Annotated in this window: 20 protein-coding genes; 10 read left to right on the top strand and 10 right to left on the bottom strand. The window is 58.1% G+C overall.

Going from position 1 to position 22,071, the window contains the following annotated elements:
- Window positions 1-18: 18 nt before the first annotated feature.
- The 6 genes from ACR0B5_RS18960 to ACR0B5_RS18935 form a co-directional block, all read right to left on the bottom strand.
- The gene (locus ACR0B5_RS18960) at window positions 19-858 is read right to left on the bottom strand and encodes an alpha/beta hydrolase (RefSeq protein ID WP_480542583.1); all 840 of its coding nucleotides are present in this window, start codon (window positions 856-858) and stop codon (window positions 19-21) included.
- Complete coding sequence (locus ACR0B5_RS18955; protein ID WP_480542581.1) at window positions 858-1,733, bottom strand: tryptophan 2,3-dioxygenase; 876 nt, start codon at window positions 1,731-1,733, stop codon at window positions 858-860. The genes ACR0B5_RS18960 and ACR0B5_RS18955 overlap by 1 nt, the downstream gene beginning before the upstream one ends.
- 64 nt (window positions 1,734-1,797) lie before the next feature.
- Entirely contained in the window at window positions 1,798-2,826 is a 1,029-nt protein-coding gene (gene tdh, locus ACR0B5_RS18950; RefSeq protein ID WP_480542676.1) for an L-threonine 3-dehydrogenase, read from the bottom strand.
- Between the two features lie 19 nt (window positions 2,827-2,845).
- On the bottom strand, window positions 2,846-3,796 hold the full coding sequence (locus ACR0B5_RS18945) for a PLP-dependent cysteine synthase family protein (RefSeq protein ID WP_480542579.1): 951 nt from the start codon (window positions 3,794-3,796) through the stop codon (window positions 2,846-2,848).
- On the bottom strand, window positions 3,793-4,980 hold the full coding sequence (locus tag ACR0B5_RS18940) for a glycine C-acetyltransferase (RefSeq protein WP_480542577.1): 1,188 nt from the start codon (window positions 4,978-4,980) through the stop codon (window positions 3,793-3,795). Before ACR0B5_RS18940 ends, ACR0B5_RS18945 begins: the two co-directional genes overlap by 4 nt.
- A gap of 100 nt (window positions 4,981-5,080) precedes the next feature.
- The gene (locus ACR0B5_RS18935) at window positions 5,081-5,644 is read right to left on the bottom strand and encodes a helix-turn-helix domain-containing protein (RefSeq protein WP_480542575.1); all 564 of its coding nucleotides are present in this window, start codon (window positions 5,642-5,644) and stop codon (window positions 5,081-5,083) included.
- Between the two features lie 118 nt (window positions 5,645-5,762).
- On the opposite strand from ACR0B5_RS18935, the gene ACR0B5_RS18930 reads away from it, so the two are divergent.
- The gene (locus ACR0B5_RS18930) at window positions 5,763-6,938 is read left to right on the top strand and encodes an acetyl-CoA C-acyltransferase family protein (RefSeq protein WP_480542573.1); all 1,176 of its coding nucleotides are present in this window, start codon (window positions 5,763-5,765) and stop codon (window positions 6,936-6,938) included.
- 96 nt (window positions 6,939-7,034) lie between these two features.
- On the opposite strand, the gene ubiB is transcribed toward ACR0B5_RS18930, so the two are convergent.
- Together ubiB and ubiE are read right to left on the bottom strand one after the other, a co-directional pair.
- Window positions 7,035-8,564 (bottom strand): 2-polyprenylphenol 6-hydroxylase, encoded by a 1,530-nt coding sequence (gene ubiB, locus ACR0B5_RS18925; protein WP_480542571.1) that lies wholly within the window; start codon window positions 8,562-8,564, stop codon window positions 7,035-7,037.
- Window positions 8,565-9,317 (bottom strand): bifunctional demethylmenaquinone methyltransferase/2-methoxy-6-polyprenyl-1,4-benzoquinol methylase UbiE, encoded by a 753-nt coding sequence (ubiE, locus tag ACR0B5_RS18920; RefSeq protein WP_480542569.1) that lies wholly within the window; start codon window positions 9,315-9,317, stop codon window positions 8,565-8,567.
- A gap of 86 nt (window positions 9,318-9,403) precedes the next feature.
- On the opposite strand from ubiE, the gene mutM reads away from it, so the two are divergent.
- The 6 genes from mutM to recF all read left to right on the top strand — a co-directional run bounded on the left by mutM (window position 9,404) and on the right by recF (window position 15,999).
- Entirely contained in the window at window positions 9,404-10,255 is an 852-nt protein-coding gene (gene mutM / locus ACR0B5_RS18915; protein WP_480542567.1) for a bifunctional DNA-formamidopyrimidine glycosylase/DNA-(apurinic or apyrimidinic site) lyase, read from the top strand.
- 66 nt (window positions 10,256-10,321) lie between these two features.
- Complete coding sequence (locus ACR0B5_RS18910; protein WP_480542565.1) at window positions 10,322-11,098, top strand: enoyl-CoA hydratase; 777 nt, start codon at window positions 10,322-10,324, stop codon at window positions 11,096-11,098.
- A 227-nt stretch (window positions 11,099-11,325) separates the two neighbouring features.
- Entirely contained in the window at window positions 11,326-11,589 is a 264-nt protein-coding gene (gene rpsT, locus ACR0B5_RS18905; RefSeq protein WP_142638226.1) for a 30S ribosomal protein S20, read from the top strand.
- A gap of 530 nt (window positions 11,590-12,119) precedes the next feature.
- A complete protein-coding gene (dnaA, locus tag ACR0B5_RS18900) occupies window positions 12,120-13,496 on the top strand; it encodes a chromosomal replication initiator protein DnaA (protein ID WP_480542563.1) in 1,377 nt (458 codons plus the stop codon).
- 224 nt (window positions 13,497-13,720) lie between these two features.
- Window positions 13,721-14,842, top strand: coding sequence for a DNA polymerase III subunit beta (dnaN, locus tag ACR0B5_RS18895; RefSeq protein ID WP_480542561.1), 1,122 nt, complete (start codon window positions 13,721-13,723; stop codon window positions 14,840-14,842).
- Window positions 14,843-14,901: 59 nt separating this feature from the next.
- Entirely contained in the window at window positions 14,902-15,999 is a 1,098-nt protein-coding gene (gene recF / locus ACR0B5_RS18890) for a DNA replication/repair protein RecF (protein WP_480542559.1), read from the top strand.
- Here the strand turns inward: recF and ACR0B5_RS18885 are convergent.
- Window positions 15,996-16,562 carry a carboxymuconolactone decarboxylase family protein gene (locus ACR0B5_RS18885; protein ID WP_475217321.1) on the bottom strand — a complete coding sequence of 189 codons (567 nt, stop codon included), beginning with the start codon at window positions 16,560-16,562 and terminating at the stop codon, window positions 15,996-15,998. The genes recF and ACR0B5_RS18885 overlap by 4 nt on opposite strands.
- Window positions 16,563-16,662: 100 nt before the next feature.
- Here ACR0B5_RS18885 and ACR0B5_RS18880 point away from each other — a divergent pair, with 100 nt between their 5' ends.
- The 3 genes from ACR0B5_RS18880 (at window position 16,663) to ACR0B5_RS18870 (ending at window position 20,871) form a co-directional block, all read left to right on the top strand.
- A complete protein-coding gene (locus tag ACR0B5_RS18880) occupies window positions 16,663-17,235 on the top strand; it encodes a TetR/AcrR family transcriptional regulator (RefSeq protein WP_480542557.1) in 573 nt (190 codons plus the stop codon).
- A 102-nt stretch (window positions 17,236-17,337) separates the two neighbouring features.
- Window positions 17,338-19,755 carry a DNA topoisomerase (ATP-hydrolyzing) subunit B gene (gyrB, locus tag ACR0B5_RS18875; protein ID WP_480542555.1) on the top strand — a complete coding sequence of 806 codons (2,418 nt, stop codon included), beginning with the start codon at window positions 17,338-17,340 and terminating at the stop codon, window positions 19,753-19,755.
- 21 nt (window positions 19,756-19,776) lie between these two features.
- Window positions 19,777-20,871: an AI-2E family transporter gene (locus ACR0B5_RS18870; protein ID WP_480542553.1), complete on the top strand. Its 1,095-nt coding sequence runs from the start codon at window positions 19,777-19,779 to the stop codon at window positions 20,869-20,871.
- 121 nt (window positions 20,872-20,992) lie between these two features.
- Here the strand turns inward: ACR0B5_RS18870 and ACR0B5_RS18865 are convergent, their stop codons facing one another.
- Window positions 20,993-21,886, bottom strand: coding sequence for a YegS/Rv2252/BmrU family lipid kinase (locus ACR0B5_RS18865; RefSeq protein ID WP_480542551.1), 894 nt, complete (start codon window positions 21,884-21,886; stop codon window positions 20,993-20,995).
- Window positions 21,887-22,071 lie beyond the last annotated feature (185 nt).

Below are 22,071 nucleotides of genomic sequence, written 5' to 3'. Positions count from 1 at the left end.
CCCCGTGCATTGCGAAGACTAGGGCGTTCCCGACTGCTTTGAAGCTGTGAACGTCCCCGGATGCATGATGATGTCAAAATGCTGCATCCCTTTTTTCAGGTCGAAGCTGACAGAATGTCCGGCTTTGCGCAGGTGCTCGGCGTAGTCACGGCTTTGGCGGATGAATTCCGGTGTGTCCCTCTCGGCCACGGTCACGTGGTAGCGCGGTCCGGGTAGTGGCACGTGGCGTATGGGGGACAGGTCGTTGACCTCAACCGGTGTCAGTTGCAGCGGATCGTTGACCGAGGTCAGGCTGATCGGCTCCAGATCATAAACCCCGCTGATCAGGATTACGTCGCGCACCCGCAACCCGGCGCGGGCCAGAGCGTTTGCAGATTGCGCCATAACCATGCTAGCCAATTGTGCCCCGGCGCTGTGCCCTGACAAAGTGATCCGGGTCGGATCAAATCCCAGGGACTCAGCCTGCGACGCCAGCCAGAGCAGTGCATCGCGGCACTCATCGATCATGTCCGCGATGCGGGCATCAGGGGCCAGAGTGTAGTTCAGTGTTGCAAAAGCATGGCCTGCCTCAATCAGCGCTGGCGCCATTATGGCGGACTCCCGCTGGCTAAGGGCCTGCCAATAGCCACCATGGATAAACGCATGCAGCGGCGCGCCTGCCTCGGCCGCTGGGAAATAGTCCAGAACTTGTGCCGGGCTTGCACCATAGATCAGATTTTCCTGAACTTTCAGACTGGCCCGCGCCTGAGCACTGAGGGCGCTATAGCTGGCAATGTAAGGCGTCAGATCACCGCCGATCATTGATCTCGGCGAATATTCCTGTTCCAGTTCAGCCTGTGAAAACCCGCGATACAGCATCAGTCCCCCGCATAGATCAGTTCTGTGCGCATATCATACAAATCGTGGAAGAAGCGCAATTCCAATGCTTTGCGTAAGAAGCCGACGCCGCTGGAGCCTCCTGTTCCCGGCTGCATCCCGATGACACGTTCCACGGCGGTCGCGTGATCGAACCGCCACCGTTGGAAGAGGCATTCCACATCCATCAGCTTCTCTGCCAGCGCATAGAGCTCCCAGTGTTTTTCCGTCTCGCGAAAGACCTGAACCCAGATTTTGACCACCCGAGGATCGCCGGAGTAGGGCTGCGCATAGTCCCGCTCCAGCAAGTCCTGCGGCACTTCGAAGCCTTGGCGGGCCAGCATGTGCAGTACCTCGTCATAGAGCGACGGCTTGGTAAGGGCTGCGTTCAACATCTCCATCACTTCGGGATCATGGGCGTGAACTTTCAGGGTCGAGGGGTCCTTGTTGCCCAGAATGAACTCGATCAGGCGGTAGCCATAGCTTTGGAACCCGGAGGAACTGCCAAGTGCCTGCCGAAAGGTCATGTAGTCGGCGGGCGTCATGGTCAGCAGAGTTTCCCATGCCGCGATCAGCTGATGTTGGATGGCTTTGATGCGGTCGAGGTTTTTCATCGCGGGACCAAACGCGTCCTGTTGCAGGAAGCGGCGCACCTCGACCAGTTGATGGTGCATCAGTTTCAGCCACAGCTCGCTGACCTGATGGATGATGATGAACAACATCTCATCGGGCTGGGCGGGGTCCTGAAACGTCTTCTGCAGGTTCAGCAGGGTCTTGAGTTGCAGAAAATCGCCATAGCTTTTGCGATGGGTTTCGGTGAAATCGGTGACCAGAGAGTCTTCGATCCCGCGTTCCAGATACCTGTCAGTGTCGCTCATTTGCTCCTCCAAACGCCTGAGGTTCCCCGATGTGTAAGGGGTCTACCCGCGCAGCGCCAGAGGGTCAGGTCCAGTCGAGAACCACCTTGCCGGATTGGCCGGATTTCATGGCGGCAAACCCTTCGGCAAAATCGTCGACCTTCATCTGATGGGTGATCACGCGGCTGACATCGAGACCGTTTTGCAGCATGGCGATCATCTTGTACCAGGTCTCGAACATCTCACGCCCGTAGACGCCCTTGATGGTGATGGCCTTGAACACGATGCGGGACCAATCGACCGGGGATTTGCCCGGCGGAATACCCAGCAGAGCGATCTTTCCGCCCATCACCAGCGCCTCGACCATTTGGTCCAGCGCGATTTGCGAGCCGGACATTTCCAGCCCCACATCGAAACCTTCCTTCAATCCTAGCTCGGCGATGACATCCTGCAGGTCCTCATTGGAGACGTCGACTGTGCGGACCGTTGGCACCACGTGTTCGGCCAGTTTCAGGCGGTCAGGGTTGATGTCGGTGATGACCACGTTGCGAGCGCCTGCGTGGCGGGCGACTGCGGCGGCCATGATGCCAATCGGTCCAGCGCCTGTGATCAGCACATCCTCCCCCAGCAGATCAAAGCTGAGCGCGGTGTGAACGGCGTTTCCAAGGGGGTCGAGAATGGCTCCGATTTCGTCTGGCACGTCGTCGGGCAGGGGGACGACGTTGAAGGCTGGTAGTTTAAGATATTGCGCAAAAGCGCCTTGTTCGTTGACGCCTATCCCGCGCGTTCCGGGGTCGAGGTGGAACTTGCCCGCGCGGCTCTGACGGCTTTCTGTTCCGATCAGGTGCCCCTCGCCCGAGCAGCGCTGCCCGATCTCAAGCCCGGTTACGTTTCGGCCGACCTCAACGATCTCACCCGCGAACTCATGGCCGGTGATCATCGGAACGGGCACGGTTGCCGCCGCCCAGTCGTCCCAGTTCCAGATATGAATGTCGGTCCCGCAGATGCCGGTCTTGTTGATCCGGATCAGCACCTCATCCGGGCCGATCTCGGGGACCGGTGCCTGGATCATCCTCAGGCCTTCCTTGGGTTCGGATTTTTCCAGTGCTTTCATTGTGTTGGGACGCATTTCACTACTCCCATAAATCGGTGGACAGGTATTTCAGGCCACTGTCGCAAATGACGATCGCGACGCAGCCGCCACGCTCCGGGCCGCGCAGCAGCTCGATCGCACCAGCAAGGTTCGCGCCGGCTGAGTATCCGGCAAAGATCCCTTCGCTGCGTGCGAGCAGCCGGGCGCAATCTCGGGCCGCGCTGCCTGACACCGAAAGGTGCCCAGCGAGGGGGACGCCGTTCATATGGGTCAGGTCAGCCATGGCATAGCCGCCGCCCTGTATCGGATGGTCGGGCGTGTCGACGACTTCACCGGCCAAGGCCCGTGCGCCTTCGGGTTCGATGGCGTAACACCGCACGCCATGCGGCGCGAAGAATGCCGCTGCTCCGGCCAAGGTGCCGCCTGAACCGGCGAAATCACAGAAGGCCGTGACAGCGCCGCCCGATTGGTCCCAGATTTCCGGCCCGGTGCCGGTTGCATGCGCTTTGGGGTTGCCAGAATGACCAAACTGATCCGCGCGAAACGCGCCGCGTTCTGCTGTGACTTTCTGCGCCGCCTCATCTACCAGCGCCAGATCAGCGCCCGAAACCTCACCCGGTTTGCTGCCAGGGGCCTGAGGCACGATGATCACCTCAGCCCCCAGCGCCCGCATCATGCGCGCGCGCTCGACCGAGTTTCCGGCGCTCATCACTGCGACAAAGGGATGGCCCATGATCCCGCAGACAATCGCCAGACCGGTTCCCATATTGCCCGAGGTCAGCTCGACCACAGTTTGGCCCTGTGTAAGCGTTCCGTCGGTGCGGGCCATTTCGATGATGGATTTGGCCGCGCGGTCTTTTTTCGAGAAGCCAGGCAACAGATAATCCAGCTTGGCCAGAATGCGACCGTCCAGCTGAACCTGCTGGCAGATGCGCGACAAGTCCACCAAAGGGGTATCGCTGATGGCGTCGATGACAGAGGCAAAGGTCATTTGATGACTCCAAGCTCTTTGCCGACTTTCTCAAAAGCGGCAAGCGCCTGGTCAAGCTCCTGCCGTGTCAGTGCGGCGTTCATCTGGGTTCTGATCCGGGCCTGCCCGCGCGGAACTACAGGGAAGAAAAAGCCCGATACATAGACACCTTCATCAAACAATCGAGCCGCCATGCCCTGCGCTAATGTCGCATCGCCCAGCATGACGGGAATGATCGGGTGTTCACCGGGCAAAAGGTCAAAACCCAGCTTCTCCAACCCCGCCCGCCAGTATTTGGCATTGCCGAACAACTGCGCGCGCAGCATGTCGCCTTGTTGGACCAGACGGATGGCCTCAATCCCGGCGGCGACGATGGATGGCGGCAGCGAGTTCGAGAACAGATAGGGCCGCGCCCGCTGCCGCAGCAGGTCGATCACTGGCTGCGGCCCGGCGACATAACCGCCGATTGCCCCCCCAAGTGCTTTTCCCAAGGTTCCCGTCAGGATGTCGACATCGACACCGAAATGATCCGGCGTGCCCGCGCCGTTCGGTCCCATAAACCCGGTAGCGTGGCAATCATCGACCATGACGATGGCGTCGTATTTATCGGCCAGCTCACGGATTTTCGGCAGGTTGGCGAGGTAACCATCCATTGAAAACACGCCATCAGTCGCGATCATGATATGCCGCGCCCCGTCCTCGCGCGCTTGCTTGAGCCAGGCCTCAAGATCGTTCATATCGTTGTTCAGATAGCGATAGCGCTTGGCCTTGCACAACCGAACCCCGTCGATGATCGAGGCGTGGTTCAGACTGTCCGAGATAATGGCGTCCTCGGGGCCGAGAAGGGGTTCGAACAGCCCCCCGTTCGCGTCGAAACAGGCGGCGAACAGGATCGAGTCATCCTTGTTCAGGAACTCGGCCAGCTTCTGTTCCAACTCGCGGTGAATGTCTTGCGTGCCGCAGATAAACCGGACCGAGGCCATGCCGAACCCTTTGGGGCCCATCGCTGTTGTGGCTGCGTCGATCAGCGCGGGATGATCGGCAAGACCAAGGTAGTTGTTGGCGCACAGATTGATGACCTGTTTGTCGCCCACCGTGATTTCGCCGCCCTGAGGCGATGTAATCATGCGCTCGCGTTTATACAGACCTTCGGATTCGATCTGCGCGAGGGTGTCCGTGATATGGGACAGGAATGCATCTGCCATGGCGACCTCCGTTCATCTGAGTCGGATGTCTAACATAGCGGATACAATTCCCAAATAGGAGAATTACACTATACGGGAAAAATTTCCGTGAAGGCGGAATTTAGGCGTTTTTGACGATCAGAAAGACCCGCGCGGGGCCTTTCGAAGCAATGGAATGGGTCACATCAGCTGCATATCGGGCGGTATCGCCCTGTTGCATCTCAGACATCGCAGTGCCCGAGGTGACGCGCACCGCACCTTCCAAAACCGTCAACTGTTCGCGTGTGCCGCGGGCATGCGGCTGACTGTTCAGTGTGCCGTCGTGGTCAAAGCGGATGTCGTAGACCTCGTGTCCTCCGGCCTCTTCCGGGGGCGACAGGATACGGATGCGGCAGTTCTGTCCCATATTGTCGATGCTGGGCACCTCGGCCTGGCGCAGAACCTCGATCTGGTCCGAGGTTTTGGTCTCTTCCAGCAGCCCTGCGAAATCCACCTGTAAGGCCCGCGTCAGGTTCCACAGGGTCGAGATGGTCGGGCTGCTTTCGCCCCGTTCTATCTGACTGACCATGGAACGAGATACGCCGCTAAGATTGGCAACAGCTTCCAGCGACAGGCCCTTGGCGCGACGCGCCTCTTTCAGGCGGGCGGGCAAAAGGGTCAGGATATCGTCTGTGTTTTCCGTCATGACGGAATCTAGTGCTCTTTTCACGGTGGGTTGTCAATTCTGCTTGTGACGGTACGTCGTATAGGACAACGCGCCAACTGGGCGTAATAGTGCCGCCAAATCCAAGAGGAGTAGAGACATGAAAGATATCGTCATTCTGGATGGGGCCCGTACGGCTGTTGGAACGTTTGGGGGTGCCCTGGCCTCGACCGCACCGATTGATCTGGCGACCGTTGTAACCGAAGCCGCGATGGAGAAGTCGGGCGTCGAAGGCGGCCAGATTGGCAATGTTGTGTTTGGCCATGTGATCAACACCGAACCGCGCGACATGTATCTGTCGCGTGCGGCGGCCAAACAGGCAGGTATCCCGGTCGAAACCCCCGCGATGAACGTGAACCGTCTGTGTGGATCGGGGGCGCAGGCGATTGTGTCGGCGGTACAGTCGCTGATGCTGGGCGATGCCGACTTTGCTGTGGCTGGTGGGGCCGAGAGCATGTCGCGCAGCCCCTACATCCTGCAGCAGGCGCGCTGGGGTGCCAAGATGGGCGATATCAAATCGCTGGACATGATGTTGGGTGCGCTGAACTGCCCCTTTGGCACCGGCCATATGGGTGTGACAGCTGAGAACGTCGCTGATGAACATCAGGTCACACGCGAGCAGATGGATGAGTTCGCTCTTACCAGCCAGACCCGCGCCGCTGCTGCCATTGAGGCCGGATATTTCCAAAGCCAGATCACGCCGGTACAGGTCAAGGTTAAGCGCGACATGGTTGATTTCGTGGTCGATGAACATCCTAAGGCGACCTCGATTGAGGCGCTGGCGGGTCTGCGTCCGGCGTTTAAGAAGGATGGCCGGGTAACGGCGGGCAACGCCTCGGGCATCAATGACGGTGCGGCGGCGATGGTTCTTGCCACGGCAGACGCGGCCGAGAAGGCTGGCCTGAAGCCGAAAGCGCGTATTCTGGGCTACGGCCACGCCGGTGTACGCCCCGAAGTGATGGGCATTGGTCCGGTGCCTGCTGTGCAGAACCTGCTGGCCAAGACCGGCCTGACGGTGGAAGACTTCGACGTGATCGAAAGCAACGAAGCCTTTGCTTCGCAGGCTCTGGCCGTGAACAAAGAGTTGGGTCTGGATGCCGGCAAGGTGAACCCGAACGGTGGTGCGATTGCATTGGGTCACCCGGTGGGTGCGACTGGTGCGATCATCACGCTGAAGGCGTTGTATGAGTTGGAGCGGACTGGAGGCTCCAAAGGTCTGATCACCATGTGTATCGGCGGTGGTCAGGGTATTGCGATTGCCATAGAGCGGCTCTGACCTCGAGTTGGGCAGGGGGGCTGTCTGCCCCCCATCGCGCCTTAAGCGCAATTCCCCCGAGGATATTTTCAGCCAGATGGAGCAGGCGGCTGGCGCCTAGCTGAGCGCTGTTAGCAACAGGACCAAAGCAGCGCCTGCCACGGCTCCGAGCGTGGCGGGAAGGGCTTTGGACCACAGGCGGGAGTTGGACTGATCGTCTTTCTGGGTTTGTGCGATCAGAGCGTCTTCCACCAGCGCAGGCAGACGTGGGCCGAACCGTGCCAGAACCAGGGCGGTTTTGCCAAAGTCGCGGAGCGCTGCGCGGGGGCCGATGGATTTCTTGATGTAATCCTCGACCACGGGGCGGGCGACTTCCCAGATATTGATATGCGGGTCCAGTGATCGCGCAACGCCTTCGACCACAACCATGGTGCGCTGTAGCAGGATCAGCTCGGTTCGGGTTTCCATGCCGAAGCGTTCGGTGACTTCGAAGAGGTAGTTCAGCAGGCGGCCCATCGAGATATGGGTGGCGTCCATGCCGAAGATGGGCTCGCCCACGGCGCGCAGGGCGCGGGCGAATTCGTCGACATCTTGATTGGCGGGGACGTATCCGGCCTCGAAATGCACCTCGGCCACGCGTTTGTAGTCGCGGCGGATGAAGCCAAACAGAATCTCGGCATAGACCCGGCGGGTGTATTCGTCGATATGGCCCATGATGCCGTAGTCATAGGCGATGATATCGCTGTTGGCGGCGACCTTCAGGTTGCCCTGGTGCATGTCAGCGTGGAAGTAGCCATCGCGCAGCGCGTGTAGCAGGAACAAGCGCAGGACACGCTCGCCCAGATCGCGGCGGTTATGGCCCGCGGCGTCCAGGGCGTCGTTGTCGCCAAGTGGGATGCCATCCGCCCAGCTGAGCGTCATCACCCGGCGCGCGGACAGGGACCACACGACCGGAGGCAACCAGAACCCGGCATCATCCTTGGTGTTGGCGGCATATTCCGAGGCTGCCGAGCTTTCCAGACGCAAGTCCAGCTCACCCCGAACCACGCCATCGAAATGTTCGATTACTTCCATAGGACGGAGGCGGCGCGCGCCCGGGGCGCAGAGTTGTACCATGCGGGCGGCGAAATAGAACGCGTCGACATCCTTGCGGAAGGCGCGCTCGATTCCCGGACGCAGGACTTTGACGGCGACGTCCTCGCCTGTGCTGGTCAGCTTGGCCTTGTGAACCTGAGCGATCGAGGCCGCAGCGATCGGTTCGCTGAACTCGCTGAACATTTCTGAGATCGGCTGGCCCAGCTCTTTCTCGACCTCGGCCATGGCTTCGGTCTTCGGGAAAGGGGGCAGCTTGTCCTGCAATACGCGCAGTTGTTCGGCCAGCTCGTTGCCGACCACGTCTGGGCGGGTCGAAAGGACCTGTCCGAATTTGATATACGCCGGACCCAGCGCCGTCAGGGCGCGTGTGGCAGGGGGCATCTCGGGGTCGCCCTTGTACCCAAGCCATTGAAACGGTTTGCCGAGCGCGTGGGCGACAAAGCGGACCGCGCGGGGGGCTTCGAACGCGTCCAGCACGACATTCATCGCGCCCGTGCGCTCTAGCGTGGCGCCTGTGCGGATCAGGCGTATGATGTTGTGAGGGCCGCGCATTTAGATCTTCCAGCCGGAATGCAGCGCGGCGATTCCCATGCTCAGGTTACGGTACTTGGCGTTCTCAAAACCGGCAGCGCGGACCATACCCAGGAATGTATCCTGATCGGGGAACTTGCGGATCGATTCCACGAGGTACTGGTAGCTGTCGTAGTCATTGGCGATCAGCTTGCCCATGCGCGGGATGACGTTGAAACTGTAGAGATCATAGAGCTTTTGCAGCCCATCGTTGGGCAACTGGCTGAACTCCAACACCATCAGGCGGCCGCCGGGTTTCAGCACGCGGTAGGCTTCGTTCAACGCCTCTTGCGGGCGGGTGACGTTCCGAATGCCGAAGGAGATTGTGTAGACGTCGAAGGTGTTGTCCTCGAACGGCAGGGACATTGCATCGCCAACGACCCAGTTCAGGCTGTCCGACATTTGGTCGGCCTCAGCCCGTTGGCGGCCCTCGACCAGCATTGGCTCCGTCAGGTCCAGCACAGTGGCGTGGCCATAGCCTGCGCGTTTGAGAAAGCGGAACGAGATGTCTCCGGTGCCGCCGGCGACGTCCAGCAGGCGCTGACCGGGGCGCGGGGCAAGCCAGTCCATCATCGCGTCTTTCCAGACCCGGTGGATGCCCATCGACATGACATCATTCATCACGTCGTATTTGGAGGCCACCGAGTTGAAAACGCCCTGTACGCGCCCGGCCTTGTCGGCCTCGCGCACGGTTTCGAACCCGAAATGAGTCGTCTTGTCGCTGTTGTCGGACATTTGCCTTGCCGTTTGTCGAATTTCGCCTCTGTTATAGGGCCATCAGAGGCGGGCACAATGCGGCCCTTTGGAATAGGAGCCATCTAATGCCCGAATTGCCTGAGGTCGAGACAGTAAGACGCGGCCTGACCCCTGCGATGGAGGGGGTGGTAATCGAGCGTGCAGATGTGAACCGTCCCGATCTGCGCTGGCCCTTTCCGGAGCGTATGGCCGAGCGGTTGACGGGTCAGGCGGTTCAGCGCCTGCGGCGGCGCTCAAAATACATTCTGGCGGATCTCAGCAGTGGCGAGACGTTGTTGATTCATTTGGGTATGTCGGGGCGCATGACGGTATCAGGTGACCCGCTGGGACATTTCATCAATGACCATCCATTGCCCGAAAAGCATGACCATGTCGTGTTCCACATGGCCAATGGTGCCCGCGTGACATTCAATGATCCACGCCGGTTCGGAGCCATGGATTTACTGCCAACCGTAACCGCAGAAGACCACAAACTGCTGTCCGTTCTGGGGCCAGAGCCATTGGGCAATGATTTTCACGAACAGCACCTGATTGACGCGTTCAAGGGTAAGAACACGCCGGTCAAATCGGCACTTCTGGATCAGGGAATCGTTGCCGGGTTGGGGAATATTTACGTTTGCGAAGCGCTTTATCGCGGCAAGGTGTCGCCACGTCGCAAGGCCGGAAAGATTTCTGCGGCACGTGTCGCGGCCCTTGTGCCGATTATCCGGCAGGTGTTGCAGGACGCGATCGAGGCAGGGGGATCGTCACTGAAAGATTTCCGTCAAGCCGATGGAGAACTTGGATATTTTCAGCACAGCTTTGATGTCTATGGCCGCGAAGGCGAACCCTGCCGAACCCAGGGATGCTGTGCCGAAATCAAGAGAATCACCCAGTCCGGTCGCTCATCCTTCTATTGTGCGCAATGCCAAAGATAGCTTGATCCAGCGAAATCGCGTGTTAAGGAATCGTACTTGAACGGAACAACCGGAAGCTTATACCTCATGGCTTTTGAGACGATCATCGTCGAAATCGAAGACCACGTCGCCCTTATCAAACTCGACAGACCAGATGCGATGAATGCGCTGAACACCCAATTGGTGGGTGAGCTTTGCGATGCGCTGGAAGAGGCGGATCAGAACGACAAGGTGCGCTGTATCGTGCTGACCGGCTCGGAGAAGGCGTTTGCCGCGGGTGCGGACATCAAGGAAATGTCCGAGATGAGCTTTGTCGACGTTTTCAGCACCGACCTGTTTGCCTCGGTCAACGAGCGTGTCTCGGCCATTCGCAAACCCATAATCGCGGCGGTTGCGGGCTACGCGCTGGGCGGCGGCTGCGAATTGGCCATGATATGCGATTTCATCATCGCCGCAGACACCGCCAAGTTCGGCCAGCCCGAGATCAATCTGGGCGTTATCGCGGGAATCGGCGGCACCCAGCGCCTGACGCGCTTTGTTGGGAAGTCCAAGGCGATGGATATGAACCTGACGGGGCGCTTCATGGACGCCGAAGAAGCCGAGCGCGCGGGTCTTGTCAGCCGCGTGGTTCCGGCGAAGAAGCTGATCGAAGAAGCCGTGGGTGCAGCCCATAAGATCGCTGAGAAATCTCTGCTGACGGCTGCAGCCGCCAAGGAAGCAGTGAATCGCAGCTATGAGCTATCGCTTAGCGAAGGTCTTCTGTTCGAGCGTCGCGTCTTTCATTCGATGTTCGCGACCGAAGATCAGAAAGAGGGCATGGCGGCGTTTCTGGAAAAACGCGCCGCGCAATTCCGCGATAAGTAAAGTCGCGACAAAGAATTCCGGAAGGGCAGGCTGTGGCCTGCCTTTTTTTGTTGGACATATGAGGCAAGAATCGGCTTGGCAAACCTGTAAAACTTGGGTAGAGACCGCCGTCATACATGCGCGTGCGGCCCGCTTGGCCCGACTCACACTCGTGATTTCTGATCCGGTGCGGATACTTCCGTTGCGCGCAACCCTAGATAACCGTACCGAACAAAGGTCAGAGACACATGGCAAATTCGCCCCAGGCAAAGAAACGCGCCCGTCAGAACGAAAAGCGTTTCGCCGTAAACAAAGCACGCCGTTCGCGCATCCGCACCTACCTGCGCAAAGTTGAAGAAGCGATCGCATCCGGCGACAAAGACGCTGCTACTGCAGCTCTGCGCGCAGCTCAGCCTGAACTGATGCGCGGCGTCACCAAAGGCGTTTTCCACAAGAACACCGCATCGCGTAAAATGTCGCGCCTGTCGGCACGCGTTAAAGCGCTGGGTTGATTCCCGCTAGGACGCGTCAAGCGTTTTCCTACGTAAAGGCGTCGCGCATTGCGGCGCCTTTCGTGTTTGTTGCCAGAAAGCCGCGACCTCACGAAGTCGAGAGATTCTTTCGCCCTGAACCCCGAGTCAATATCAGAGTTTCGTTGCTGCGACAGGCAACATCTTGCTACCACTGAGTCAGCGATTCACTCGCTTGGGGGGACAGGCTGTTCCAGACGTCTGACTGACGGGCATCAGTTAGACAGCAGGAACCAGCGTTCGAAAATCGGCCTTGGCCGGTGAAACGATCTGCTCTGGGTCTCGGGTTTTCCGATGATCTCAGCCCTGTCAAACAATTGGGTTACGACGCGTGCCCCGGTTTTCCGGGATCCTGCTGCGGGATACGATTAGTGCATGCTGAGTGTTCACTTACCCGCCGGATGGGACAGTCCGGCGCAGGGTACCCTTGTGCGTGAACGTCAATGACCGGGAAACCGGCGACGATTGATAAGACCGACAGGTCAAAAAAAATGGGATGCGTGAGGCGCTTGATGACACAAGAGAAATGGGGACAACTGCGTAGCAAACTACTGAAGGCCGTTGGTAAGAACAACTTCACCACCTGGATTGAGCCTCTGGAATTTCAGGAGCTGCAGGATGGTGTAGCCGTGTTCTCGGTGCCAACCAACTTCATGGGGAATTACGTCAGCCAGAATTTCGCAGATTTGATTCTGTATGAACTGAATACCGCGGGTGAGGCCGTCCAACGTCTTGCGTTCAAGGCGGCAGCCAATTCGACCACCCGACCGGCAGTTGTCACGGATGAACCCAAGTTGACCGCAGCTGCTGCACCAGTTGCGGAATCTGCCAATGCGGCGCTCGAGGATTTACAGGCCGCACCCTTGGATACGCGTTTTACCTTCGACAGCTTTGTTGTCGGCAAACCCAACGAACTGGCCCATGCCGCCGCGCGCCGTGTGGCCGAAGGTGGCCCGGTCACGTTCAATCCGCTGGTTCTCTATGGTGGTGTTGGGCTGGGTAAAACCCACCTGATGCACGCCATCGCATGGGAGCTGAAAACCAAAAGCCCAGAGCTAAACGTGCTCTATCTGTCGGCGGAACAGTTCATGTACCGCTTTGTTCAGGCTCTGCGCGAACGCCGGATGATGGATTTCAAACATCTGTTCCGCTCGGTCGATGTACTGATGGTGGACGATGTGCAGTTCATTGCGGGCAAGGACTCGACTCAAGAAGAGTTCTTTCACACCTTCAATGCGCTGGTGGACCAGAACAAACAGATCATCATCTCGGCTGACCGCGCACCGGGTGAGATCAAGGATCTGGAAGATCGCGTGAAATCGCGCCTGCAATGCGGTCTGGTCGTTGATCTGCATCCCACCGACTACGAACTGCGTCTGGGCATTCTGCAGAATAAGGTCCAGCAGCATATCGCCACCTATCCCGATCTGGTCATCGCCGATGGCGTGCTGGAGTTTCTGGCGCATCGTATTTCGACCAATGTACGCGTTCTTGAAGGCGCTCTGACCCGTCTGTTCGCCTTTGCCTCGCTCGTGGGGCGTGAGATAGACATGGAGCTGACACAGGACTGTCTGGCAGACGTGCTGCGCGCGTCCGAGCGCAAGATCACCGTTGAGGAAATCCAGCGCAAAGTGTCGGACTACTACAACATTCGCCTTTCGGACATTATCGGCCCTAAGCGCCTGCGGTCTTATGCCCGTCCGCGTCAGGTGGCCATGTATCTGTGCAAGCAACTGACCAGCCGCTCTCTGCCTGAGATCGGTCGCCGTTTCGGAGGGCGCGACCACACAACCGTCATGCACGGGGTCAAGCGCATCGAAGAGCTGAAGACAACTGATGGTCAGATCGCAGAAGACGTGGAAATGCTGCGCCGCTCGCTAGAGGCCTGAACCGCACCCATTGTCGGCAAATGCCCCGCGCCAGTGCGTCCGGGGCATTTACTTGTGCGCTAATCTCCACGGTTGCGGAGGAATGGACGCGTTTCGCGCGCGTGCCTCTTGACCACCGGGGTATTCCCACCCAGAAATCGGTAAAAAATCCTTGTGCCTCAGGGCTGAGACGCTAACGTGCCAGTCCCGCCCATGTCGGCACGCAAGTCAGAGGAACAAAGGGTATGAAGATCAGCATCGAACGCGGCACCCTTCTCAAGGCCGTTTCCCAGGCCCAATCCGTTGTGGAACGTCGCAACACGATCCCGATCCTTGCCAATGTGCTGATCGAGGCCGAAGGCGACCAAGCCCTGTTCCGAGCCACCGATCTGGATATCGAGGTTGTCGACAAAGCGCCTGCGCAGGTCGAAAAGGCCGGTGCGACGACCGTGGCCGCCACGACCCTGCATGAAATTGTGCGCAAACTACCGGATGGCGCGCTGGTCACCCTGACAGCCGACAGCGCCGCTGGCCGTCTGACGGTTGAGGCGGGACGTTCGAACTTTTCTTTGGCGACCTTGCCGAAAGAGGATTTCCCGGTCATGGCGTCCTCGGAATATCAGTCGAATTTCACCGCGTCGGCGGCGTTGTTACGTCGCTTGTTCGACAAATCGAAATTCGCCATCTCGACCGAAGAGACGCGGTACTATCTGAACGGTGTCTACATGCATGTCGCGGACGGGTCCGAAGGCGGCAAGGTTCTGCGCTGCGTGGCCACCGATGGTCACCGTCTGGCGCGGATTGATGCGGACCTGCCGGCTGGTGCTGCGGACATGCCCGGTGTGATCGTGCCGCGTAAAACAGTGGGTGAGCTGCGCAAGCTGCTGGACGATGACGAGATGGATATCGCAGTTTCTGTCAGCGAAACCAAGGTGCGCTTTGCCACGCCGGATATCACGCTGACCTCAAAAGTCATTGACGGTACTTTCCCCGACTACACGCGCGTTATTCCGCAGGGCAATACGCGCCAACTGGAAGTGGATGCGGCCGAGTTCGCGCAAGCCGTGGACCGGGTTGCGACGGTTTCGTCAGAGCGTTCGCGCGCCGTGAAGCTGCAACTGGATGCGGATAAGCTGGTGCTGTCGGTCAACGCGCCGGATAGTGGTGCCGCTGAGGAAGAGTTGGCCGTTGCTTATGGCGATGAACGTCTCGAGATTGGGTTCAACGCGAAATACCTGCTCGAGATTGCATCGCAGGTGGATCGTGAGAACGCGGTATTCCTGTTTAACTCGGCCGGTGACCCGACTTTGATGCGCGAAGGCAATGATCTGAGCGCGGTTTACGTCGTAATGCCGATGCGCGTCTGATCGCGCTGGCGCGCGATGCCTCCGGCGGAGGTATTTTTGAACAGAAGAAGGGAGGGGTCATGGGATTGGCCCTGACCGAACTTACGGTCTCGCATTTTCGGTCTCATAAGCTGGCGCGTTTGTCTTTGGATGGGCGTCCGGTTGCCATCCATGGGCCGAACGGAGCCGGGAAGACCAATATTCTGGAAGCGGTGTCTCTGTTCTCGCCGGGGCGTGGGATGCGGCGGGCCAGTGCGGCGGAGATGACCCGGCGGCCCGAAGCCCTGGGCTGGAAACTGTCCGGTCTGCTGAGCGCGCAGGGCGGGCGGTATGAGATCGAGACGTGGTCCGAAGGTGGCGCGGCGCGTCAGGTTCGGATTGATGGCAAGGCCGCCAGTCAGATTGATCTGGGCAAGCTCGCGCGCGTGGTGTGGTTGATCCCGTCGATGGATCGGCTGTGGATCGAAGGGGCTGAGGGGCGGCGGCGGTTTCTGGACCGCATCGCGCTGAGCTTTGATCCCGCGCATGCTGAGGCGTCGCTGACCTACGAAAAGGCTATGCGTGAGCGGAACCGGCTTTTGAAAGATCAGGTCCGGGACGCCCATTGGTACACAGCCTTGGAATGTCAGATGGCTGAGACTGGGTATCGGATCCATGCGGCGCGTCTTGCAGCATTGGATCATTTGCGTGCCGCGCAGGATCAGGCCGAAACGGCGTTTCCTTCAGCAGACTTGGAGTTGATTCAAACGGAAGGTGCGATGCCCGAGACGGCCGATGATCTGCGCGAGGCGCTGAGCGAAAGCCGTTTCCGCGATCTTGCAGCAGGGCGGACTCTGGTAGGGCCGCATCGCTCGGACCTTTACGGCGTTTTCGCCGCCAAAGGGGTTCCGGCCAAGGATTGTTCTACGGGTGAGCAGAAGGCGCTGCTGGTGTCCCTGATCCTGTCGAACGCACGGGCGCTGGCGGGAATGGTTGGCGCGCCACCGATTGTGTTGCTGGATGAGGTGGCTGCGCATCTGGATGCCGGGCGACGCGCGGCGCTCTATGATGAGATCTGTGCGCTGGGCGCTCAGGCCTGGATGACGGGCACCGGGCCTGAGCTGTTTTCGGAATTGGGCGACCGAGCCCAAACGCTGGTTGTTACTGAAGGCGATGAGGGCTCGGTCGTGTCGGCTTAGGCCGGTTCGTTGACTTTGCGTTCCCACAAGAAGCCGCGCATGACCTGATCGACCGGAGTTTTAGCCATGTGGTTGACGTAGTTCGACATGGTTTTCTGCGCCAGACCCAGAACAACATCCAGAACTGCGCGGTGCGAGTAACCGGCGTCAAAGAACGCCTGCAGCTGTTCTTCGGTCGGGTTGCCGCGGGTTTCCATGACTTGCAGGGTGAAAGTGCGCAGGGCCTCCAGCTTGGCTGTCGGCAGCGGGGTTTCGTTGCGCAGAGCCTCGGTGATTTCGTCCGAGACCTTCATCATTTTGGCGATGCCGGTATGGGCGGGGACACAGTAGTGGCATTCGTTTTCAACGTTGATGGTCTGCCAGACGACGGTTTTCTCATCATTGTCGAAATCGGTTTGCAGGAAGAGGCCGTGAAGAACCTGATAGGCCTCAAGATGCTGCGGGCTTTCCGCCATCACCTTGTGCAGACCGGGCAGGCGGCCAAAGGCGGCTTGCGATTTCTCCAGCAGCGGTTTGGACCCCTCAGGGGCGGATTCGAGGTCGTGGGACGGGAAGTTAGCCATGTCAAAACTCCTGATTTCTGGCGCGATGAGTCGTATTTAGGGTTTCTTGAGCGATCACTCAAGTATATATTTGAGCAAGCACTCAAGAATTGGTGATCCAATGCCCCGCAAACCCGCATATGACCGAGACGCGCTGATCGCGCAGGCGCGTGATATCTTCTGGCGTCACGGCTGGGCGGGGACGTCGCTGAAGGACCTTGAGCGTGAACTGAAACTGAAGCCGGGCAGTTTCTATGCGGCGTTTGGCTCGAAAGATGCTCTCTATGCGCTGGCGCTGGAGCGCTACGCCCAAGAAGGGGTTGCCAGTATGCTGGCCTTGGCTGAGGAGCTGGGGCCGCTCGGGGCGCTCAAGGCGCAGCCCTATCGCGTGATTGCTGCCTCTGACCTGCCGACCAAAGCTTGTATGCTGGCCAAGACCTATGCCGAGTTGCAGGCAAAGGATCACGATCTGGCCGGTCAGGCAGGCGCGCATATGATCGCAATGAAATCCTGTTTCGCAGACCTGTTTCGCCGCGCCCAAAAGGCCGGAGAGATAAGCCCTGATCAAGATCCCGAACGCCTTGCTGCGCGCTATCAGTCGGACCTTCTGGGCCTGCGATTGACGGCCGAACGGGACGACGTCAACGCCGCCGAAATTGCAGCTGATATCGCGGCAGACCTCGATCGGCTTTGATCCGCAGATAAATCGGATCTCAACCACAAAATCTTGGGGGAGCGCGTGACATTCCCCACCAGAAAACGTATAAGTTACCAAAATAATATAGGTACTAACGGCATGTCCGAAGACGCACAGGCACCCCAGGAATACGGCGCAGATTCCATCAAAGTTCTCAAAGGCTTAGAGGCGGTTCGCAAACGTCCCGGTATGTATATCGGGGATACGGATGATGGCTCGGGTCTGCACCATATGGTGTATGAGGTCGTGGACAACGGAATTGATGAGGCTCTGGCCGGTCATGCCGACCATGTGACCGTGAAAATTCACGCGGATTCCAGCGTCTCGGTCAGTGACAACGGCCGTGGTATCCCGGTGGATATTCACCCCGAAGAGGGCGTCTCGGCGGCCGAGGTTATTATGACCCAGCTGCACGCGGGCGGCAAGTTTGACAGCAACTCGTACAAGGTGTCGGGTGGTCTGCACGGCGTGGGCGTTTCGGTTGTGAATGCTCTATCCGAATGGCTGGAACTGCGCATCTGGCGCGCGGGCAAAGAGCACGTAGCGCGTTTTGAGCGTGGCGAGACCGCTGAGCATCTGAAAGTCGTCGGCGAATGCGGCGATCGCACCGGGACCGAGGTGCGCTTTCTGGCCTCGACAGATACATTCTCGAACCTCGAATACTCATTTGAGACGCTGGAGAAGCGCCTGCGTGAGCTGGCCTTCCTGAACTCGGGCGTGCGGATCATCTTGATCGACGAACGTCCTGCCGAACGGCTGGAGACCGAGCTGTTCTACGAGGGCGGCGTCAAGGAATTCGTCAAATACCTCGACCGATCCAAATCGCCTGCGATGCCCGAACCGATCTATATTAAGGGCGAACGGGACGATATCGGTGTCGAAATCGCCATGTGGTGGAATGACAGCTACCACGAGACGGTTCTGCCCTTTACCAACAACATCCCACAGCGGGACGGTGGCACGCACGTGGCCGGTTTCCGCGGCGCTCTGACCCGGACTATAAACAACTATGCGCAGTCCAGCGGGATCGCGAAGAAGGAAAAGGTCAGCTTCACCGGCGACGATGCGCGCGAAGGTCTGACCTGCGTGTTGTCGGTGAAAGTGCCGGACCCGAAATTCTCGTCACAGACCAAAGACAAGCTGGTGTCGTCCGAAGTACGACCTGCGGTTGAGGGCTTGATGAACGAAAAGCTGGCTGAGTGGTTCGAAGAAAACCCCAATGAAGCCAAAGGGATCGTCGGAAAGATCATCGAGGCCGCATTGGCCCGTGAGGCCGCGCGTAAGGCGCGTGAACTGACTCGCCGCAAAACGGCGATGGATGTGAACTATCTGGCCGGGAAGCTGAAAGATTGTTCCGAGAAAGACCCGTCCAAAACCGAAGTCTTCCTCGTTGAGGGTGACTCAGCCGGCGGTTCTGCGCAGACCGGTCGCGACCGTCTGACTCAGGCCGTTCTGCCCCTGCGCGGGAAAATCCTGAACGTCGAACGTGCGCGGTTTGACCGGATGCTGTCGTCGCAGGAGATCGGGAACCTCGTCATGGCGCTGGGCACTGGCATTGGCCGCGATGAGTTCAATATCGAAAAGCTGCGCTACCATAAGATCGTCATCATGACCGATGCGGATGTCGATGGCGCGCACATCCGTACACTTTTGTTGACCTTCTTCTACCGTCAGATGCCGGAATTGATTGAAGGTGGATACCTCTACATCGCACAGCCTCCGCTCTATAAGGTTTCGCGTGGCAAATCAGAGGTTTACCTGAAGGATCAGGCCGCGCTGGACGACTATCTGATCAATCAGGGGGTAGAGGGTGCTGTTCTGAAGCTAGGCTCTGGCGAGGAAATCGTCGGCCAGGACCTGACCCGCGTCGTCGACGAAGCGCGCCAGTTGAAACGCGTTCTGGACGCCTTCCCAACTCACTACCCGCGTCACATTCTGGAACAGGCCGCCGTGGCCGGTGCCTTTGTCCCCGGTGCCGTCGATGCCGACCTGCAAGGCGTTGCCGACAAGGTTGCCGCCCGTCTCGACCTGATCGCGCTGGAATATGAACGCGGCTGGCAGGGCCGTATCACGCAGGATCACGGCATCCGCCTAGCCCGTATCCTGCGCGGCGTTGAAGAGGTCCGCACGCTGGACGGCCCCATGCTGCGCTCGGGTGAGGCGCGCAAGACCGGCAGCTTCACGCAAAACCTGCAAGAGGTTTATAACACCCCGGCTACCTTGATCCGCCGAGACCGGATGCAGGCGATACACGGCCCGCTAGACCTTTTGCGCGCCATTCTGGAAGAAGGCGAAAAGGGTCTGTCGCTTCAGCGCTACAAGGGCTTGGGCGAGATGAACCCCGATCAACTCTGGGAAACTACGCTGGACCCGGACGCTCGCACCTTGTTGCAGGTGCGTGTGGATGACATGGTCGAGGCCGACGATCTGTTCACCAAACTGATGGGAGACGTGGTCGAACCCCGCCGCGAGTTCATTCAGCAGAATGCTCTGAGCGTCGAGAATCTCGATTTCTGATGTTTTGTAGGGAGCCTACAAATGAAAAAGGGTATGCATCAACAAGATCCTTCATCAGGTTTCTTGGGACTCACGTTCTGGTATCAGTTGGTCGTCCTTGTGTTTTTGACCATAGCGTCGTTAGTCCTCGCTTCGTCTGTGCTGGTTCCCCTGTCTTTTGCGGCTCTCCTGTTCGTTCTTCTCACCGCGACTGCGGATCGCATTGGCAGATTCAAGATATTTGGCAGTACCGTCCCGAAGTGGCTTGCCCATTTGGCCGCAATTTCAATTGTGTTGATAGGACTCTCGCTTGTGCTGTCGATACTATCCAGTCAAGCCGGCGAGGTTTCGGAAGCGTTTCCGCGCTATGAGGAACGGTTTTCCAGCATAGTCGCAAGGCTGGTGTCACTGGTTGGGCAAGACAATTATGCAGCCGCGATCAAAGCCTTGGAGCAGATCAACCTGGCTGGGCTCGCGACAGGAGTGATCGGCTCTGCTGGCGCCTTCCTGAGCGCTTTTTTCCTGGTGCTGCTCTATGTGCCGTTCATGTTGGTCGAACGTGTTCCAATGCGCGCCAAAATCAAGCTCGCAATCAAAGACAGGGAAGCCGCTGAAAAAGTTCGTCGCGTTCTTGAGAGCACGTCGGACAGCATTCAAAGATATGTTGGCATCAAAACACTGGTGAGTGCACTAACTGGCTTGGGCAGTTATGCCGTAATGGCATCGGTCGGCTTAGACTTCTCTGAAACCTGGGCGGTTCTTGCGTTTTTGTTGAATTTTATCCCGACAGTCGGCTCTATCGTCGGCGTCGCGCTTCCTTCCATTGTCGCACTGGTACAGTTTGAAGAAGTCGTGCCCTTTCTTGTTGTTCTAATTGGTTGTGGCGCAGTTCAATTCTCTATCGGCAATATCCTGGAGCCAATGCTACTTGGGAAAAGCCTGAATTTGTCGCCATTCATGGTCATTTTGGCGCTCACGTTTTGGACTGCGATCTGGGGCATTGCCGGAGCGTTGATGAGCGTCCCTATCACCGTGTGCATAATGATTGTACTATCGAATATCCCATCTACCCGGCCAATCGCGATACTGATGTCCGGTGATGGGAAAATAAACAACACTGACGCCGTGAACAGCTAAGCGAGAGACGTTCGCCGACTGGATGGCGGCTTTTTAACTAACTATATCATCGAATGTATTAAGCAGCCCCGCACATATTTCGAAACAGCGTGCGAAGTTTGAGTTTAAAGAGAAACCCGAGCTAGTTACCGCTTGGGAAAACGAAGTTCAGCGCATTTGGTTTAATTGAAACCTCAAAGCGTTGATCGATCAACGGCTCGCCGTCCAAATTCATATGAAACGGTTGGGAGGTTTCCAAAACCATAGATCTCAGACGAGAGCGCTGTACAACGCCATCCTTGGGATCCGAGATATCCGGCAATCTGCCAAAGGGCAGATTTTCTGGCATTAAACGCTCTGCGGAAAGCACGCTTAAATCGAGCAACCCGTCGGACACTTCCGCTTCAGGCGCCACGTCAAAACCGCCACCTGCATAGCGGCTGTTCGCAATCGCGATAGCGGAAATGGAAACGTCGTACGGGTCTTCATCATCAATTGAGATTTTTGCGGGAACGGATTTTGCATCAGATAAACGAGCAAGCCCAAACAGCGTGTACGCGAGTCCCCCCAGTCTTTTCTTCATTTCTTTGGGTGTCTTTGCGGTGATCATCGCTCCAAAACCGCCGCTGGCAACATTCACAAACGGACTGCCGTTTATGTATCCGACATCGATGGGCCGCGCGTCTTCCGATGCGGCAACTCGAACTGATGTTGCCAAGTCCAACCCCTTATCACCATACGACCGAGCGAAATCGTTCGCTGTTCCCAAGGGAACAAGACCTAGCGAGACAGGCGACTTTGTCTTCAATTTCAAAACAGCATTCGCGACCGAGTTCAAAGTGCCGTCACCACCGCCCGCGATCACCCTGGTTACCCCATCGCTTACGGCTTCTCGAAGGGTCTTCCTCAAGTCTTTTCCTGACCAAGGAATACACACCCTAATGCCAAGATCTTTTTCCAATGGGCGGACAGCAGAACGCAGATCGGGTCTTGCTGCGGACTTCCTATTGAGAATTAGCAGGGTACGTTTGGCCATGGTTCCAGCATAAAGCTCTCGCACGTTGGAGCAACTGCTTTAAATTTTCTAATGGCAGAGGCGCTCAAGCAATTGAAACCTTATTTGTGCTAGCCAACCCCTAAGTGACTATAGTCAGCTTTCTCCGCATCTAGGAGGATGCAAAGCTAAGTAGTGAAGGTCTTCATCGGGCTGCGAGCGGCCCA

It is taken from the genome of Ruegeria sp. AG1 (assembly GCF_056541705.1).
Note: the sequence above shows the minus strand (reverse complement) of the source record. Positions and strands in the feature narration are given on the sequence as shown.